The 15,476-nt window shown below is 68.2% G+C and carries 14 protein-coding genes; 7 read left to right on the forward strand and 7 right to left on the reverse strand.

Annotation, left to right across the window (positions count from 1 at the left end):
• The first annotated feature begins 4 nt into the window (after positions 1-4).
• On the forward strand, positions 5-913 hold the full coding sequence (locus V6K52_RS12080) for a TIGR01777 family oxidoreductase (protein WP_353950359.1): 909 nt from the start codon (positions 5-7) through the stop codon (positions 911-913).
• A 19-nt stretch (positions 914-932) separates the two neighbouring features.
• Here V6K52_RS12080 and V6K52_RS12085 read toward each other — a convergent pair whose 3' ends face one another.
• Both V6K52_RS12085 and V6K52_RS12090 read right to left on the reverse strand, forming a co-directional pair.
• Positions 933-2,543: a serine/threonine-protein kinase gene (locus V6K52_RS12085; RefSeq protein WP_353950360.1), complete on the reverse strand. Its 1,611-nt coding sequence runs from the start codon at positions 2,541-2,543 to the stop codon at positions 933-935.
• Positions 2,544-2,594: 51 nt separating this feature from the next.
• Positions 2,595-3,221, reverse strand: a complete 627-nt coding sequence (locus tag V6K52_RS12090) for a DUF5701 family protein (protein ID WP_353950361.1) — start codon at positions 3,219-3,221, stop codon at positions 2,595-2,597.
• An 83-nt stretch (positions 3,222-3,304) separates the two neighbouring features.
• Here V6K52_RS12090 and V6K52_RS12095 point away from each other — a divergent pair, with 83 nt between their 5' ends.
• Positions 3,305-4,039 carry a peptidase E gene (locus tag V6K52_RS12095; RefSeq protein ID WP_353950362.1) on the forward strand — a complete coding sequence of 245 codons (735 nt, stop codon included), beginning with the start codon at positions 3,305-3,307 and terminating at the stop codon, positions 4,037-4,039.
• A gap of 6 nt (positions 4,040-4,045) precedes the next feature.
• Here the strand turns inward: V6K52_RS12095 and V6K52_RS12100 are convergent, their stop codons facing one another.
• The 3 genes from V6K52_RS12100 to V6K52_RS12110 are packed head-to-tail and all read right to left on the reverse strand — an operon-like array spanning position 4,046 to position 7,935.
• Complete coding sequence (locus V6K52_RS12100) at positions 4,046-4,639, reverse strand: DinB family protein (protein WP_353950363.1); 594 nt, start codon at positions 4,637-4,639, stop codon at positions 4,046-4,048.
• 1 nt (position 4,640) lies between these two features.
• Positions 4,641-5,699: a Gfo/Idh/MocA family oxidoreductase gene (locus V6K52_RS12105; protein ID WP_353950364.1), complete on the reverse strand. Its 1,059-nt coding sequence runs from the start codon at positions 5,697-5,699 to the stop codon at positions 4,641-4,643.
• Between the two features lie 10 nt (positions 5,700-5,709).
• The gene (locus V6K52_RS12110) at positions 5,710-7,935 is read right to left on the reverse strand and encodes an MMPL family transporter (RefSeq protein ID WP_353950365.1); all 2,226 of its coding nucleotides are present in this window, start codon (positions 7,933-7,935) and stop codon (positions 5,710-5,712) included.
• 61 nt (positions 7,936-7,996) lie between these two features.
• Here V6K52_RS12110 and lipB point away from each other — a divergent pair, with 61 nt between their 5' ends.
• A complete protein-coding gene (gene lipB, locus V6K52_RS12115) occupies positions 7,997-8,629 on the forward strand; it encodes a lipoyl(octanoyl) transferase LipB (RefSeq protein WP_353950366.1) in 633 nt (210 codons plus the stop codon).
• Positions 8,630-8,663: 34 nt separating this feature from the next.
• On the opposite strand, the gene V6K52_RS12120 is transcribed toward lipB, so the two are convergent.
• Positions 8,664-9,092, reverse strand: a complete 429-nt coding sequence (locus V6K52_RS12120) for a hypothetical protein (RefSeq protein ID WP_353950367.1) — start codon at positions 9,090-9,092, stop codon at positions 8,664-8,666.
• A gap of 184 nt (positions 9,093-9,276) precedes the next feature.
• On the opposite strand from V6K52_RS12120, the gene lipA reads away from it, so the two are divergent.
• Both lipA and V6K52_RS12130 read left to right on the forward strand, forming a co-directional pair.
• Positions 9,277-10,302, forward strand: coding sequence for a lipoyl synthase (gene lipA, locus V6K52_RS12125; protein ID WP_353950368.1), 1,026 nt, complete (start codon positions 9,277-9,279; stop codon positions 10,300-10,302).
• 55 nt (positions 10,303-10,357) lie between these two features.
• On the forward strand, positions 10,358-11,089 hold the full coding sequence (locus V6K52_RS12130; protein ID WP_353950369.1) for a DUF4191 family protein: 732 nt from the start codon (positions 10,358-10,360) through the stop codon (positions 11,087-11,089).
• 108 nt (positions 11,090-11,197) lie between these two features.
• On the opposite strand, the gene V6K52_RS12135 is transcribed toward V6K52_RS12130, so the two are convergent.
• Complete coding sequence (locus tag V6K52_RS12135) at positions 11,198-12,916, reverse strand: glycerol-3-phosphate dehydrogenase/oxidase (protein ID WP_353950370.1); 1,719 nt, start codon at positions 12,914-12,916, stop codon at positions 11,198-11,200.
• 160 nt (positions 12,917-13,076) lie between these two features.
• On the opposite strand from V6K52_RS12135, the gene V6K52_RS12140 reads away from it, so the two are divergent.
• Both V6K52_RS12140 and glpK read left to right on the forward strand, forming a co-directional pair.
• On the forward strand, positions 13,077-13,793 hold the full coding sequence (locus tag V6K52_RS12140) for an MIP/aquaporin family protein (protein ID WP_353953774.1): 717 nt from the start codon (positions 13,077-13,079) through the stop codon (positions 13,791-13,793).
• A 30-nt stretch (positions 13,794-13,823) separates the two neighbouring features.
• The gene (glpK, locus tag V6K52_RS12145) at positions 13,824-15,347 is read left to right on the forward strand and encodes a glycerol kinase GlpK (RefSeq protein ID WP_353950371.1); all 1,524 of its coding nucleotides are present in this window, start codon (positions 13,824-13,826) and stop codon (positions 15,345-15,347) included.
• Positions 15,348-15,476: the final 129 nt, after the last annotated feature.

A 15,476-nucleotide genomic window follows, 5' to 3' on the forward strand; every position in this document is an offset into this window, starting at 1 on the left:
GCAGATGACTCACACGTCACAGCGCATCGCCGTCGCCGGCTCGTCCGGACTGATTGGCGGTGCGCTGTGTCGTTCCCTGCGTGAGCGCGGCGACGACGTCATCCGCCTCGTGCGGCGGCCACCCGAGCACCCGTCGCAGGTCCAGTGGGATCCCTCGAGCCGACACCTGGACCCCGAGGTCCTCGACGGCGTCGACGCGGTCGTCAACCTTGCTGGTGTGAGCCTGGGCGCCCAGCGCTGGAGCCCCACGTTCAAGGCCGAGCTGATCGCGTCTCGCACAGATGGCACCACGGCGCTGGCCGCCGCGATTGCCGCCACCGGGAGGCCCATCCACCTCGTCAACGGGTCTGCTGTGGGCTACTACGGCGACCGGGGCGAGGAGGTGCTCACCGAAGAAAGCACCGCTGGCTCGGGGTTCCTCGTCGACCTCGTCCACGCGTGGGAAGGGGCCACCGAGCCGGCTCGGGCATCGGGAGCGCCCGTGGCCCGACTGCGCACCGGCATCGTCCTGGCCCCAGAGGGGGACGCGATCAAGACTCTGCTCCGCCTCACGAAACTCGGGCTCGGCGGTCCCCTCGGCAACGGGAAGCACTACTGGCCCTGGATCACGCTCGCCGACCACGTGCGGGCGATCCAGCACGTGCTCGACCAGAAGCTCGAGGGCCCGGTGAACCTCACCGGCCCCGAGCCTGCCCGCCAGCGCGACATCGTCGCCGAGATGGGGCGTCAGCTCCATCGCCCGACGCTCCTGCCGGCACCCACATTCGCCCTGCGTCTGGTCGTGGGCGAGATGGCTGGCGACATCGTCGCGAGCCAACGTGCGTTGCCGAAACGACTGCTGGACACTGGATTCAGCCACGAGCAGGCGACGCTGACCAACGCGATTCGCTGGCTGCTGGCCACCCCTGGCTGAGGATCACACCGCCGGAGGATCACACCGGGACGGCACGCACGTCGTGGACGCGCCAACCCGAATCAGTGCGCACGAGGTCGAGGAGCACCGGGGCCGCAGTCACGGCGGGTCGACGCACGTCGCCGCCGGGACCCCTCACCACATGGGCACCGGTATCGATGCGTGCTCGGACGGTGGTGACTCCCTCGGACTCCCCCACGAACGTGGCCTCACGCACCGTGAAGGTCAGTCCGACATATCGCTGCTTGGCCTGCTGCACCCCGGCAAGGACTTCCGTGTCTCGCGCCAGCGCCGGTGAGCGGGCTGCATCGACCTCAACGAGTCTGGCCGCGATCCCGCTCGACCACGCGGCAGCCCGCGCCTGCGCCAGCGCGCGAACGAGCCCGAGGGGGTCCTCACGCGGGGCGTCCTTCGGCACCCTCGGGTCCGAGGAAGCCGACCCCGTCGTGAGCGCGGGGTCGCCAGAGCCAGTCAACGTCTCCGCGTCGGGCTGCACCCCGGCACCGCTGTCCGTCGACGGCGCCGCGGTCGAGGCCCGGGCATCGTCGCGGCCCCCGCTCCACGCCACCACCCCAAGGGCCACCGCTGCCACGGTCGCGAGGACCAGGACGAATGGCGCAAGAGCCCGCACACCCCGAAGGACCGAGCTGGCCGCGCTCCTCGCCGCGGAGGTGGAGGGCATGCGACGACGAACGACGTCCCCAGCACTGCGGCGCCTGGGCGGCCTCGCCGTCTCGGCACCGTCGGCCGACGACCGAGCAGCCGCGCGGATGCGTCGAGTGAGCAGACTGACGTCGTCGCCGCCCCTCACGAGGACCAGGGGCTCCGCAGGGGCGCTCTCGAAGATCGCCACTGCCAGGGCGTCGGCGTCGGGCCGGTCTTCGGGGCGCGACCGCAGGGCACCCTCGATGGCGCTCACCAGCTCATCAGGAAGCCCGGGTGCCCGCTCGCCAAGACGTCCACGCAGGACGGCCGGGCCGGGCGCCTCGCCCGTCAGCGCGAACCAGGCCAGCGCGCCGAGAGCGTAGGTGTCGGACGTAGTCGTCGGCACCGCGCCGATCGCGACCTCCGGTGCGACGAACCCCTCCGTCCCACGGAGCTCGCCGGGACGCTCGCCCACGATTCGCGCCACCCCCAGGTCGGCCAGGAAGGGACGACCCTCGAGATCGAGCAGCACATTGTCGGGCGAGACGTCACCGTGGACGACACCCATGCCGTGGAGCCGGCCCAAGGTCGACGCGATGGGGCTGAGCACGGTGACCACCTCGCCCGGGGCGAGGTGTCCGCGAGCCCGCACTGCCGCCCCCAAGGTGCCGCCGGCCAAGTGGTCGAGCACGAGGGCGATGTCACCGCTCGGGAGCGCCATCGCCTCACGCAGCCGGACAAGGTGCGGCTCGGCGATCCGACCAAGGACGGCCAGCTCGACCAGCGCATCCTCGGCGTCGATGGCCGGGACCACCTTGATCGCGACCATGTCACCGGCCGTGTTGGTCGCTGACCACACGGCACCGGAGCCGCCCTGTCCGATCGGCTCGAGCACGTCGTAGCCGGGCACGCTGGGAGCGCGGTGGTCCACGATCCGGTGACGGCCGGCATACCGGCTGTCGAGGGCCTTGCCCATGGTCTCCATGACGCCATGGTTGCCGAGATGGCCCAAGCCACCGCGAGCTTTTCCACAGGGTCAGACGATGCGCTCCCCCGCCGAGGCGACGCCGAGCCACGTGTGCGGGTTGCCGTCCCAGCACCAGCCCAGTTTTGGCGCGCGCTCGCTGATCCACATGGCCGGGACGCGGCGGTCGGACCGACGCGAACCAGAGAGCATGAAGCACTTGTTCTTCTCGAGAAGCTGCGGCGCCTGGGTGACGACGGCGATCCCCTCATCGATCGTGAGCGGAGTTCGTCCCCGGTCCCGGATGACCGGCAGCGCCTCCTCCGGCCGGACCCCACAGAACTCCTCGCCGCGGTCGACGTCCACGAGCAGGTAGGCATGGGCGTTGGGCACCTCGAGTTCGGGCAACGGGTCATAGGTCGCGAGGTCTCCGGGCGCGTGGTTGCGGTCGACGACGCCGGGCTTGCGCCCGCCGACGAGGCGGAGGAGCGGCACCGTCGTGGTCGGGTCCACGAGTGCGCGCGTCACGACGACGACGTATGCCGTCCGTCCCGGTTCGTCCTTCGACTTCACCTCATCGAGACGGCGGGCCTGTTCGGCCAACGGAGCGAGCGTGGCGTGAAAGGTCCTCTCGCTCAAGCCCGCCAGCGCCGGGTACCCCAGTTCCATGAGCCTGTTGACCTGGTCCTCAAATGACATGCGCTCTCCCTCTGCTTCGGCGACGGGTACTCAACGCGCGGCCGCCGCCGGTCGTTCCCCGGGCCAGCACTAGGGTCGGATCCATGCCTGCCGACCAGCCCACGATCCTTGCCACCTCGGGTGGCTACCGCCCTTCCAGCCGGACCTACCTCGAGTTCGACGCCTTGGTGCACCACGCCGTCGAGCTCTCCGGGGTCACGGGACGGCGCCCCAGGATCACCGTCCTCGGCACGGCGAGTGGCGACCAGCGGTTCTTCAACGACCACCTCCACCAGGCGGGACGGGTCGCGGGCTTCGAGATCTCGACCCTTGACCTCTTCCCGATGCCGAACCACGACGACGTGCCCGGGCTGCTCCTCGACCAGGACGTCATCTGGGTCAATGGCGGCTCGGTGGCGAACCTCCTGGCGGTGTGGGCCGTCCACGACCTCGGTCCGGCGATGCGCGCCGCGTGGGAAGCGGGCGTCGTTCTCTCTGGCGTCTCTGCAGGGTCCATCTGTTGGTACATCGGCGGCACGACCGACTCGTTCGGACCGGAGCTGCGGGCCGTCACCAACGGCCTCGCGCTCCTCCCCTACGGCAACGGTGTGCACTACGACTCCGAGGCCCGCCGACGGCCGCTGGTCCACGAGCTCGTGGCCGCCGGCACTCTGCCCACGACGCACTGCACCGACGACGGCGTGGGGCTCGTCTATCACGGCACCGAGCTCGTCGAGGCCGTCTCGGAGCGTGACGGCAAGGGCGCCTACATGGTCACGCGTGACGGCGACTCGGCCGTCGAGGAGCGGATCGAACCTCGTCGTCTCACCAACCCGTGACGGACCTCAGCGGAAGCTGTCTGCGCTGTCCTGCAACCGATTTCGATACGTTTCCCAATAGGCCGCGTCACCATCAGGCAGGTTGCTCGAGTCGGGTCTCATCCCCGCAGCACCGTCGATGAGTTCGCGGACGATGTCCAGATGACCGGCGTGCCGGTTGGTCTCGGCGATCATGTGGACGAGGAACCACTGCACCGACACGGAGGTGCCGGCGTCCCCCCACCATGGGACGGCACCAGTGGCCTCGAGGCCCAGCTCGTCGATGACGGCGTCGCAGTGGGCAGCCACCCGTCGATAGAGCTCGATGATCGAGTCCCGCGACTCCTCGGCGCTCGCCCACATGTCCGCGTTGTCCTCGAGGGTGTCGTCCATCATCTCAGCGAACCAGCCGGGCATGTCCGGCACCGGGCGTCCCATGCAGTCACCGAAGTAGCCTGCCTCGACCCCGGCCAGATGCTTGACCACACCGAGAAGGTTGGTGCCCGTCGGCGTGAGCGGCCGACGGACGTCGTATTCCGACAGTCCCTCGAGCTTCCAAAGCACCTCATCACGAGTCCTGCTCAGATAGCGCTGCAGGACGGCCTTGTGTGCGTCGGTCATGTCAGGACTCCTCGTGGGTGTGCCCGGGGCGAAGCCCCGGGGTGATGACCTCGACGACTCGCTCGCCCTCGGCGCTGACGCGGGCCGCGTCGATGACTGCGAGCGTGTGGATGGCGTCGCGGGGGTCGACCGGCATGGCGGCCTGTCGGTCCGGAGCTCCCAGAGCAGCACCGACAGCGCGATAGAAGTCGACCTGACTCGCGGGCGTGGTGGGCACCGCCTCTCGATCCGTCGAGCGATGGAGCCAACCGCAGTGATCGGCATCGGCATCCGCGATGTCGGGGAAGACGTTGGGCTCGCCCTCGAACTCGTTCTGGACATAAGCCCCGTCGCGGCCGAGCAGTCGAACGCGAGGCCCTGCCGCGCCGGAGACGGACGTGGCACCGAGGTGACTGACGACGCCGGACTCGTGACGGCATACGAGGAAGGCATCGTCCTCGGCCGGGGTGGTGTGCGACTCGACCGTGGCGAACACGGTGAGGATCGGCCCGAAGAGCTGAACAGCCGAGTCGATGAGGTGCGCGTGCAGGTCGAGCAGGATGCCGCCACCCTCTGCCGCCGAAGCATTCTCGCGCCAGCGGTCCTTGGGCACTGGACGCCACCGCTCCCACCGCAACTCGCACCGGAACGGCTCGCCTGCAAGCCGATCCGCTACGACGGTGGCCAGAGTGGTGTGCGACGGGTCGTAACGTCGGTTGTGGAACACCGTGAGCGGCACTTCGGCCTGCTCAGCCGCGTCGACGACCGTCAGGCAGTCGTCGGCATTGACGGCGAGGGGCTTGTCGACGACGCAGGCGATGCCCGCCTCGACGACCTTCAGGGCATGCTCCAGATGACTCCCGCTCGGCGTCGCCAACACGATGACGTCGAGGCCCTCCACAGCCAGGAGCGCGTCGAGGTCGTCGACCACCAACGCATCGGGGAAGTCCTCGGCGACCTCAGCCCGACGATCTGGGTTCGATGTGGCCACGGCAGCGAGCTCGAGCCCCGCGTCGCGGATGAGCGGCGCGTGGATCCCCCGCCCGGCCGATGCATACCCTGCAAGTCCGACTCTCACCATGTCGAGAACCCTAGTGCTCGACACCCTCTCGCACTCGGTGCCTCCCATGACGGTCGCCGCGCCCCCCGTCCAGCCGGGCTGGCCACCACACCCGCGGGCCGATGTCGTAGGCCAGCGCGGGCACGAGGAGGCTGCGGACGACGAAGGTGTCGAGGATGACGCCGAAGGCGACGATGAACGCCACCTGCACGAGGAAGACCAGCGGCAGGATGCTCAGGGCGGAAAAGGTTGCGGCGAGGACGATCCCGGCACTCGTGATGACGCCACCGGTGACGGCGAGACCCACGAGGACCCCCGGTCGGGTGCCCCGACGGACCGACTCCTCGCGCACCCGGGTCATGAGGAAGATCGAGTAGTCGATGCCCAGGGCCACGAGGAAGACGAAGCCATAGAGCGGGATCGCCGGATCGCTGTCGGGGAAGCCGAGGAGGTGCTCGAACACGAGCGCGGCGACTCCGATCGTCGCCGCGAAGGAGATGACGTTGGCGACAACGAGAAGCAGCGGGGCGAGCACCGACCGCAGCAACAGGCACAGCACGAGGAAGATCACGATGAGGATCGCCGGCACGATGACGCGTAGGTCGCGTCCGCTCGCGTCGAGGACATCGAGGTTGATCGCGGCCTGCCCACCGACGAGGGCGTCGGGGCTGATGTCATCGAGTGAGGCGCGCAGACGTCGCACCGTCTCCTCGGCCGCCGGGCTGTCGGCCGAGGAGGTCGCCGTCCCCTGCACCAGTTGGAGTCCGTCGACGGGCTCCGGCGTCGGCATGTCCTGTCCGGGGATGGCCGGCGCGAGACCGATGTAGGCGTCGTCGATGCCCGGGTCTGCAGCGAGGGCGTTCCGGGTGGCGTCGGCCCGGTCTGCGGGCACGATGACCTGGACGGGGCTGCCCGACCCGGCAGCGAAGTGCCGCTCGATGGCCTCCTGGGCCTCCACGGAGTCGGTGGCCGTGAGGAACGTGTCCTTGATGCTCACGCCCTCGGCCCGGAACGTCGGAGCGAAGCTTGCCGCCGCGAGCAGGGCCACGAGGGTCAACACCCAGGTTCGGCGCGGGTGTCGCTCGATGAGCCCGGCCACGCGTCCCCAAAGGGAACGCGTCCCGACGGCATCCTCGGCATGGGCTTGGTCGACGCGAGGAGCAAACGGCCAGAACGCCTTTCGTCCAAAGACGAGAAGCACGGCGGGCAGGAAGGTCAGAGCAGAGAGCACGGCGCCCGCGATGCCCAGGGCGCCCACGGGCCCGAGCCCCGCCGTGTTGCGCAGCGACGCCAGGAGCAGACACAGGAGCCCGAGGACGACGGTCGCTGCGGACGCCACGATGGGTTCGACCGCACCCCGCCACGCCTTCTTGAGGGCCACCCACGTGCTCGCTTCCACGTGCAGCTCCTCGCGGAAGCGGCTCACGAGCAGGAGCGCGTAGTCGGTCGCGGCACCGACGACGAGGATGAACATGATCCCTTGCGACTGGCCGGAAAGCTCGATCGTTCCGCTCTCCGCGAGCGGTCGGATGACGAGCACTGCGAGGCTGAGGCCGAAGACCGCGCTGAGCAGCACGGTGATGGGCAGGATCGGGCTGCGATAGACAACGAGCAGGATGATGAGCACGACCGCGAGGGCCACGAGGAGCAGCACTCCGTCAATGCCCGCGAACGCGGCGGAGAAGTCGGCGACGAGGCCGCCTGGCCCTCCCACGTGGGTCGTCAGTCCGGTGCCGGTGAGCGCGACCCGCGCCTTCACCCGCACCTCCTCTGCGGCGAGGATGATCGGCGCCTCGCCGTCGACGACCTCAGACGCAGCTGTCTCCTTGAGGGGGATGACGATGAGCGCGGCCCGCCTGTCCTCACTGGGGATCGGGGAGAGCTGGGCGCCCTCGACCACGTAGTCACCGAGCGTCCGTTCCGTCCCCGGAAACGGCAGGGCCGGAAGCTCACGGGTGAGCTGGACCAGCGCAAGCCCGTCCTCGGCGTCGAGTTCGGCACCGTCGCGCTGCTCGGCGATGACGATGAGCGGGATCTGGTCCTCGTCGCTGAACCTGGCCACGGCGTTGAGAACGGCGGTCGACTCGGCGTCGGCAGGCAGGAACGAGGCGTTGTCGTTCTTCTGCACCTCGGACAGCCGCCCCGTGGCCGGCCCACCCACTGCACCGACCGCGAGCCAGCAGAGGATGACGACCAGGGCACCGATCAGCACGATTCGAGGGCGACCCGTCCCCGGGCTCGCGTTGCGCAGACTCACCCAGCCACCCTAGGTCCCGGGCCGTGGGACGGGAGGTGACTCGACGGCATACGGTGTTGTCATGCGTTTTGTGCACTTGGGTTTCGCTCCTGACCTCGTTGACTACCTCGACGGTTGGGAGCGTCAGCGGGAGGTGCACGCCGCGGTGGCGCAGGGGCGCGAACCAGACACGACGTTGTTGCTCGAGCACACGGCCGTCTACACCGCTGGCAAGCGCACCCAGCCGGACCAGCGGCCCTTCGACGGGACGCCGGTCGTCGACGTCGATCGCGGCGGGCTGATCACCTGGCACGGACCGGGCCAGCTCGTCGGCTACCCGATCGTGGCGCTCCAGGAGGTGCCGATCGACGTCGTCGCCCACGTGCGCCGCCTCGAGGACGCCATGATGCGGATGACGCGCGAGTTCGGGGTCGAGACGGTCCGCGTCAAAGGCCGCAGTGGCGTGTGGGTCCTCGCCGACGAACGCGGTCCCGACCGCAAGCTGGGCGCCATCGGCGTGCGGGTGAGCAAGCGCACGACCATGCATGGGTTCGCCCTCAACTGCGACGCCGACCTGTCGTGGGCGGACAACATCGTCGCCTGTGGCATCGACGACGCCGGCGTCTCGTCGATCAGCCGCGAGGCTGGCCGGACCGTCACGGTCCAGGACGTCCTCCCCTACGCCGAGAAGCACCTCACCGACGTCCTCGGCTGACTTTCCGACAACGACGGCGTATGCCGTCCGCTCGTCACCCGCGCGGGGCGCAGCTCAGCGGGTCCGGCAGTTCCGTGATCCGTCCGCACGACTGATGTGTGTGGTCCTCACTACTGAATGGGTCCCTGCTGGAGTCGATGTCGGCGCTGAGCGTTCCGTCGGAGGAGAGCTGCCAATGGGACACTGACAGGTGACCCTCGACACTGGGGGCGGTGACATCGAGCGTTGCACGGCGGCCCTCCTTCAGGGCGCGTCCGAGGCAGGCCAGCTCCTTGGCCCCGGCCTCGGCCGGCTCCTCCCCCTGCTTCAGCACGACCTCGCCGCAGCTGAATTCGGCCGCGGGAGTGTTCGCCGCAGTGTGGGACGGTGTCGAGACCGACGGCGTCGAGGCTGGTGGGGACCCGGCGGCTGAGCCGCACGCCGACACGAGCGCAACCAGCCCCGCGCACACGAGTCCCTTCATGCGTCTCTGACGCAACCGCGAGCCACGCGGTTCCTCGTCCGGCGGACTATCGGCTCCGATCACCCCTGATGGCGCTGAGCACGAGGCAGCCCTGTTCCGAGCCGAGCTGATAGTCGGCCGGCACGTCTCGAGGGCGGCGAGGGCGAATGTGTGGTGTGGCACACCCGGGCGTACGCTGGTTCGTGTGACTGTCGCACCCGAAGGACGTCGTCTTCTGCGCGTCGAGGCCCGCAATGCCGAGACCCCCATCGAGCGCAAGCCCGAGTGGATCCGCACCACCGCCAAGATGGGCCCGGAGTACACCCAGCTCCACTCCATGGTGAAAAAGGAGGGTCTCCACACCGTCTGTCAGGAAGCCAGCTGTCCCAACATCTTTGAGTGCTGGGAAGACAAGGAGGCGACCTTCCTCATCGGCGGTGACGTCTGCACCCGCCGCTGCGACTTCTGCGACATCGCCACGGGTCGTCCCACCTCTCTCGACCTGGACGAGCCGCGTCGCGTCGCGGAGTCCGTGCAGCAGATGGGTCTGCGTTACTCCACTGTCACCGGCGTCGCCCGCGACGACCAGCCTGATGGTGCCGCCGGCATCTACGCCGAGACGATCCGTCAGATCCACACCCTCAGTCCCAACACCGGCGTCGAGATCCTTCCGCCCGACTTCGGCGCCAAGCCCGAGCTTGTCGGCATGGTCTTCGATGCCCGCCCCGAGGTGTTCGCCCACAACCTCGAGACGGTGCCGCGCATCTTCCGGCAGATCCGTCCGGCCTTCACCTACGAGAAGTCCCTCAAAGTCCTCTCGATGGCTCGCGAGGCCGAGCTCGTGACAAAGTCCAACCTCATCCTCGGGATGGGCGAGGAGGACCACGAGGTCGAACAGGCGATCGCGGACCTCCACGACGCGGGGTGCGACATCCTCACGATCACCCAGTACCTCCGCCCCTCGAAGCTGCACCACCCGATCGACCGGTGGGTCAAGCCCGAGGAGTTCGTCCACTGGAGCACCGTCGCCGAGGACCTGGGTTTCAAGGGCGTCATGGCCGGGCCGCTCGTGCGTTCGTCCTACCGCGCCGGCCGACTGTGGGCCACGGCGATGAAGAAGTGGGGCCGCCCGATCCCCGAGCACCTGTCCCACCTCGCCCAGGCTGCCAGCGACCCCGCCCGCCAGGAAGCCGCGTCGTTGGTGGCGCGCTCTCAGCGAGCCGTATCCTGATCTGAGCATCAGGGCGTCTCACGACGCCACCCAACGACGCAGGAGCACGCACCTCGTGGCCAACGAGACCACCGAAGCAAAGAAGCCCGGCCGTTTCGCCGAGATCCGCCAGGCCTACAGGGCCATCAAGACGCTCGACGCCAAGATCGGGTGGGCCATGCTGTTGGCCGCCCTCATCGCCTTCGCGGTGATCGTCGGCATCGGCTTCCTCCTCGGTGGCCTGTGGCGCTGGTACCTCATCCTCATCGCGATCCCCACCGCTCTGCTGGCCGCAGTCTTCATCATGAACCGCCGCGGCAACAAGGCCATGTACGGCGCGCTCGAGGGACAGGCCGGCGCTGCTGGTGCCGCCCTGCAGAGCATCGGCAAGCGTGGCTGGTATGCCTCGACAGAGCCGGTGGCCGTCGACGCCAACCGCGCTTCCAAGCCCAGCGACATGGCGGGCGCTGCCATGGTGTTTCGCGCCCTCGGACGCCCTGGAATCGTGCTCATCGGTGAGGGCCCCAAGCAGCGCGCCCTCAAGCTCCTCAAGGCCGAGGAGAAGAAGGTCAATCGGATCGCTCCGGGAGTGCCGGTCCACCTCTGGGTCATCGGCGACGGAGATGACGAGGTCAAGGTCAGCAAGATCAGCTCCAAACTCACCCGCATGCGCCCCGTGCTCACCAAGGACGAGGCTTCGGTCGTCAACAAGCGCCTCAAGTCCCTCGGCGGGCTGCGCACCGGAATTCCGGCGGGGATGGACCCGACCCGCGCTCGCGTCGACCGCAAGGCGATGAAGGGCAAGTAGGCGAATGATCCGCAGGCACTGACCTGCTGACATCGAGATAGACCGACACGCCGCGCCGAATCTCTTGGCGCGGCGTGCCGGTCTATCTCGATGGGCTGAGAGCCCGGCTCAGTTCAGGGCGCGCCCGACGGCGAGGCTGCGCGTGTCGGGCGCAGCAGTGCGCTCGGCGTTGGCTTCCTGGTCGTTCTGCTCCTTCTGCGACTCTCGCTCCGCCTCAACCCGAGCCGTGTATGCCGCGACCTCGGTCTCGATGCGTCCTTCGTCCCATGCGAGGGCAGGTGCGACCAGACGCGCCACCGACTCGGCACAGTCGACACCCCGGTCCGGGGTCTCGATCGAGATCCGAGTGCGCCGGGTGAGGACGTCATCGAGGTGGAGCGCACCTTCGTGGGTCACGGCGTAGACCGCCTCGACCTTGAGGTACTCCTCCGCGCCCGGGATCGGCTCAAGCAGGCTCGGGTCCTCATCGGCCAGCGCGAAGATCTCCTCGACTGCGGAGCCGTAGCGATCAAGCAGGTGGGTGATCCGCCAGCCGGGAAGCGCCCGGGCCCGCGCGATCCGGTCAACTTGGTTGATGAGCGCGTGATAGCCCTGCGCACCCACGAGCGGGATGTTCTCGGTGACGCTGTCGGGCAGGCTCCCCACGACGTCGGCGCGGATGGCGTCGACGGCGTCCTTGGCCATGACCCGATAGGTCGTGTACTTGCCACCAGCGACCGAGTACAGCCCTGGTTGGGGCCGGGCCACCGCATGCTCGCGGGACAACTGACTGGTCGACTCACTCTCGCCAGAGAGCAAAGGCCGCAGACCGGCATACACACCTTGGATGTCGTCGTGGGTGAGAGGCACGGCGAGCACCTTGTTGACGTGTTCGAGGATGTAGTCGAGGTCGGCCTCGCTGGCGGCCGGGTGGGCCTTGTCGAGCTCCCAGTCGGTGTCCGTCGTCCCGATGATCCAGTGCGTCCCCCACGGGATGACGAAGAGCACGGACTTCTCGGTGCGCAGGATGAGACCGGTCTCGGAGTTGATCCGATCGCGGGGGACGACGATGTGCACGCCCTTCGAGGCGCGGACGTTGAAGCGGCCGCGGCCGCCGGCGAGCGTCTGGATGTCATCGGTCCAGACACCAGTGCAGTTGATGACGACGTTGGCGCGCACATCGACCGTGTCCCCCGTCTCGACGTCCTCGACCGTGGCTCCGACGATCCGCTCGCCCGCGTGGGTGAGCGCCGTGACCCGCGCCGAGTTGAGGAGTGTGGCGCCATAGGACCCGGCGGTGCGCGCGACGGTGAGGGTGTGCCGCGCGTCATCGGCTTGCGCGTCGTAGTACATGAGGGCACCCGTGAGGGCCGAACGCTTGAGGCCCGGGGCCATGCTCAGGGCCCGGGTGCGGGAGAGCTGCTTGTGTCGAGGCACTGAGCGCGCCCCGCCCATGCTGTCGTAGAGCGTCAATCCGGCTGTGACATACGGCCGCTCCCAGATGCGATGGGTCAGCGGGTAGAGGAAGGACACCGGCTTCACGAGGTGCGGTGCGATCGAGGTGAGCATCAGCTCGCGCTCGTGCAGGGCCTCACGCACGAGTCCGAAGTTCAGCTGCTCGAGGTAGCGCAACCCGCCGTGGAAGAGTTTCGAGGAGCGCGAAGACGTGCCCGAGGCGAAGTCGCGCTGTTCGACCAGGGCGACACTTAGCCCCCGCGTCGCCGCATCGAGGGCGACCCCGGCACCGGTCACCCCGCCACCGATGACAAGGACGTCGAAGTCCTTCTCAGACAGCCGTTTCCACGCCGCAGCGCGATAGGTGTTGTCCAACCTTGGTGAGCTCGGCATCAGGATCTCCCTGCGTCGGAATGGGGCCAAGCCATTCGCATAACCCCGCTTCCTGTCGACTCTACGACTAGGGTCGACAACACCGAACATCGGCAAAGACGCCGCCGCGATGGGATTCGTCCGGCTGCTGCCGCGACGCGAAAGGTTTCACGTGGAGAATTTGGGATTCGGGGACATCGTCCTCTACGAAACCATCGGCACGGGTCTGTTGATCCTGCTGGGTTGTGGTGTGGTCGCCAATGTGGCGCTCACCAAGACCAAAGGCTTCAACGGGGGTTTCCTCCTCGTCAACTTCGGCTGGGGCATCGGCGTCTTTGCCGGTGTGTATGCCGCTTACAAGTCCGGGGCGCACCTCAACCCCGCCGTCACGCTGGGCCTGCTCTCGTCGGGCGCCGACATCGGGGCGACGCAGGTCGCGGGCTACTTCATCGGGCAGTTCCTCGGGGCCTTCCTCGGAGCCGTCCTCTGCTGGTTGGCCTATCGGCTGCACTTCGACGACCCGGACAGCGACCCGGACGCCAAGCTGGCGGTCTTCTCGACCGGTCCCGCCATCTCCAGCCCGGTGTGGAACGTCGTCACCGAGGTGATCGGCACCTTCGTCCTGGTCTTCGTCATCATCGCCTTCGGCAAGACGCCCTCACAGCTCGGCCCGCTGGCCGTCGCCCTGCTCGTCGTCGGCATCGGCGCCAGCCTCGGAGGCCCCACCGGCTACGCCATCAACCCGGCCCGAGACCTTGGCCCCCGCATCGCCCACGCCCTACTGCCGATCAAGGGCAAGGGCTCCAGCAACTGGGGATATTCGTGGGTGCCTGTCGTCGGGCCGATCATCGGCGGCGTTCTCGCAGGCCTCGCCGCAAACGCACTCAACTACGTCTGACCCAACCGAGCCTCAAGGAGCTGAACCCGCATGGCAGAGAAGCAGACCTACATCCTGTCGATCGACCAAGGAACGACCAGCACGCGCGCGATGGTCTTCGACCATGGTGGGGCCGTCGTCTCGGCCGACCAGGTCGAGCACGAGCAGATCTTCCCCAAGGCCGGGTGGGTCGAGCACGACCCGCTCGAGATCTGGGAGAACACACGCAAGGTCATCGGCGGTGCGCTCGCCAAGGCCAACCTCAACAGCAAGCACATCGAGGCCATCGGCATCACCAACCAGCGTGAGACGGCAGTCGTCTGGGACAAGTCCAACGGTCAGCCGGTCTACAACGCCATCGTGTGGCAGGACACCCGGACCCAGAAGATCGTCGACGAGCTCGCGGGTGACGAGGGCGTCGACAAGTACAAGGCCAAGGTCGGCCTCCCCCTCGCGACCTACTTCTCAGGCCCCAAGGTCCGCTGGATCCTCGACAACGTCGAGGGCGCGCGCGAGCGCGCCGAGAAGGGCGAGCTGCTCTTCGGCAACACCGACACCTGGGTCCTGTGGAACCTCACCGGCGGCGCCGAGAACGACGGTGTGCACATCACCGATGTGACCAACGCCAGCCGCACCCTGCTCATGGACCTCGAGACGTTGACGTGGGATGAGGGGATCGCCTCCGACATGGGCATCCCCATGTCGATGCTTCCCGAGATCCGTTCCTCCTCCGAGGTCTATGGCGAAGCCAAGCCGGGTGTCCTCAACGGCACCCCGGTCGCTGGCATCCTGGGTGACCAGCAGGCCGCGACGTTCGGCCAGGCCTGCCTCGAGAAGGGCATGGCCAAGAATACCTACGGCACGGGCAACTTCATGCTCCTCAACACCGGTGAGGAGAAGGTGCCCAGCGAGAACGGCCTGCTCACGACGGTCTGCTACAAGATCGGTGACAACGCACCCATCTATGCCCTCGAGGGTTCGATCGCGGTCACCGGCTCGCTCGTGCAGTGGGTCCGTGACAACCTCGGGCTCATCGGCAGCGCACCGGAGATCGAGAAGCTCGCGATGAGCGTCGAGGACAACGGTGGGTGCTACTTCGTGCCCGCGTTCTCGGGCCTGTTCGCACCTCACTGGCGCAGTGATGCTCGCGGCGCTCTCGTGGGTCTGACCCGCTTCGTCAACAAGGGACACATCGCCCGAGCGGTCCTGGAGGCCACGGCTTTCCAGACCCGTGAGGTTCTGGATGCGATGAACGCTGATTCCGGCGTCCCGCTCACCGAGCTCAAGGTCGACGGCGGCATGGTCGTCAACGAGACGCTCATGCAGTTCCAGGCCGACCTCCTCGGTGTCGACGTCGTGCGCCCCAAGGTCGCGGAGACGACAGCCCTTGGTGCCGCCTATGCCGCGGGTCTCGCCGTCGGCTATTGGGAGACCGAGGACGACATCGTCGAGAACTGGGTCGAGGACAAGCGCTGGAGTCCGCAGATGGACGAGGAGGAGCGCGAGCGCCTCTATCGCAACTGGAAGAAGGCCGTCACCAAGACGCTGGACTGGGTCGACGACGACGTCAACTGATCGCTGACACAGACGCTGCGGGGCGTCGCCGAGCCCAGCTCGGCGGCGCCCCTTTGCGCGCCCTGCGGCTGCAGGCGTCCACGTGCTGAGTTCTCGCTCGCCGTCCGTGGGCGGTCGGGTCTAACGTGC

Source organism: Knoellia sp. S7-12 (assembly GCF_040518285.1).
Classification (GTDB): Bacteria; Actinomycetota; Actinomycetes; order Actinomycetales; family Dermatophilaceae; genus Knoellia.

Excerpts from the sequence above, each read along its gene's own strand:
- V6K52_RS12080 (WP_353950359.1), top strand. The coding sequence starts at position 5 with ATGACTCACACGTCACAGCGCATCGCCGTCGCCGGCTCGTCCGGACTG.
- V6K52_RS12085 (WP_353950360.1), bottom strand. The coding sequence starts at position 2,543 with ATGGAGACCATGGGCAAGGCCCTCGACAGCCGGTATGCCGGCCGTCAC.
- V6K52_RS12090 (WP_353950361.1), bottom strand. The coding sequence starts at position 3,221 with ATGTCATTTGAGGACCAGGTCAACAGGCTCATGGAACTGGGGTACCCG.
- V6K52_RS12095 (WP_353950362.1), top strand. The coding sequence starts at position 3,305 with ATGCCTGCCGACCAGCCCACGATCCTTGCCACCTCGGGTGGCTACCGC.
- V6K52_RS12100 (WP_353950363.1), bottom strand. The coding sequence starts at position 4,639 with ATGACCGACGCACACAAGGCCGTCCTGCAGCGCTATCTGAGCAGGACT.
- V6K52_RS12105 (WP_353950364.1), bottom strand. The coding sequence starts at position 5,699 with ATGGTGAGAGTCGGACTTGCAGGGTATGCATCGGCCGGGCGGGGGATC.
- lipB (WP_353950366.1), top strand. The coding sequence starts at position 7,997 with ATGCGTTTTGTGCACTTGGGTTTCGCTCCTGACCTCGTTGACTACCTC.
- V6K52_RS12120 (WP_353950367.1), bottom strand. The coding sequence starts at position 9,092 with ATGAAGGGACTCGTGTGCGCGGGGCTGGTTGCGCTCGTGTCGGCGTGC.
- V6K52_RS12135 (WP_353950370.1), bottom strand. The coding sequence starts at position 12,916 with ATGCCGAGCTCACCAAGGTTGGACAACACCTATCGCGCTGCGGCGTGG.
- glpK (WP_353950371.1), top strand. The coding sequence starts at position 13,824 with ATGGCAGAGAAGCAGACCTACATCCTGTCGATCGACCAAGGAACGACC.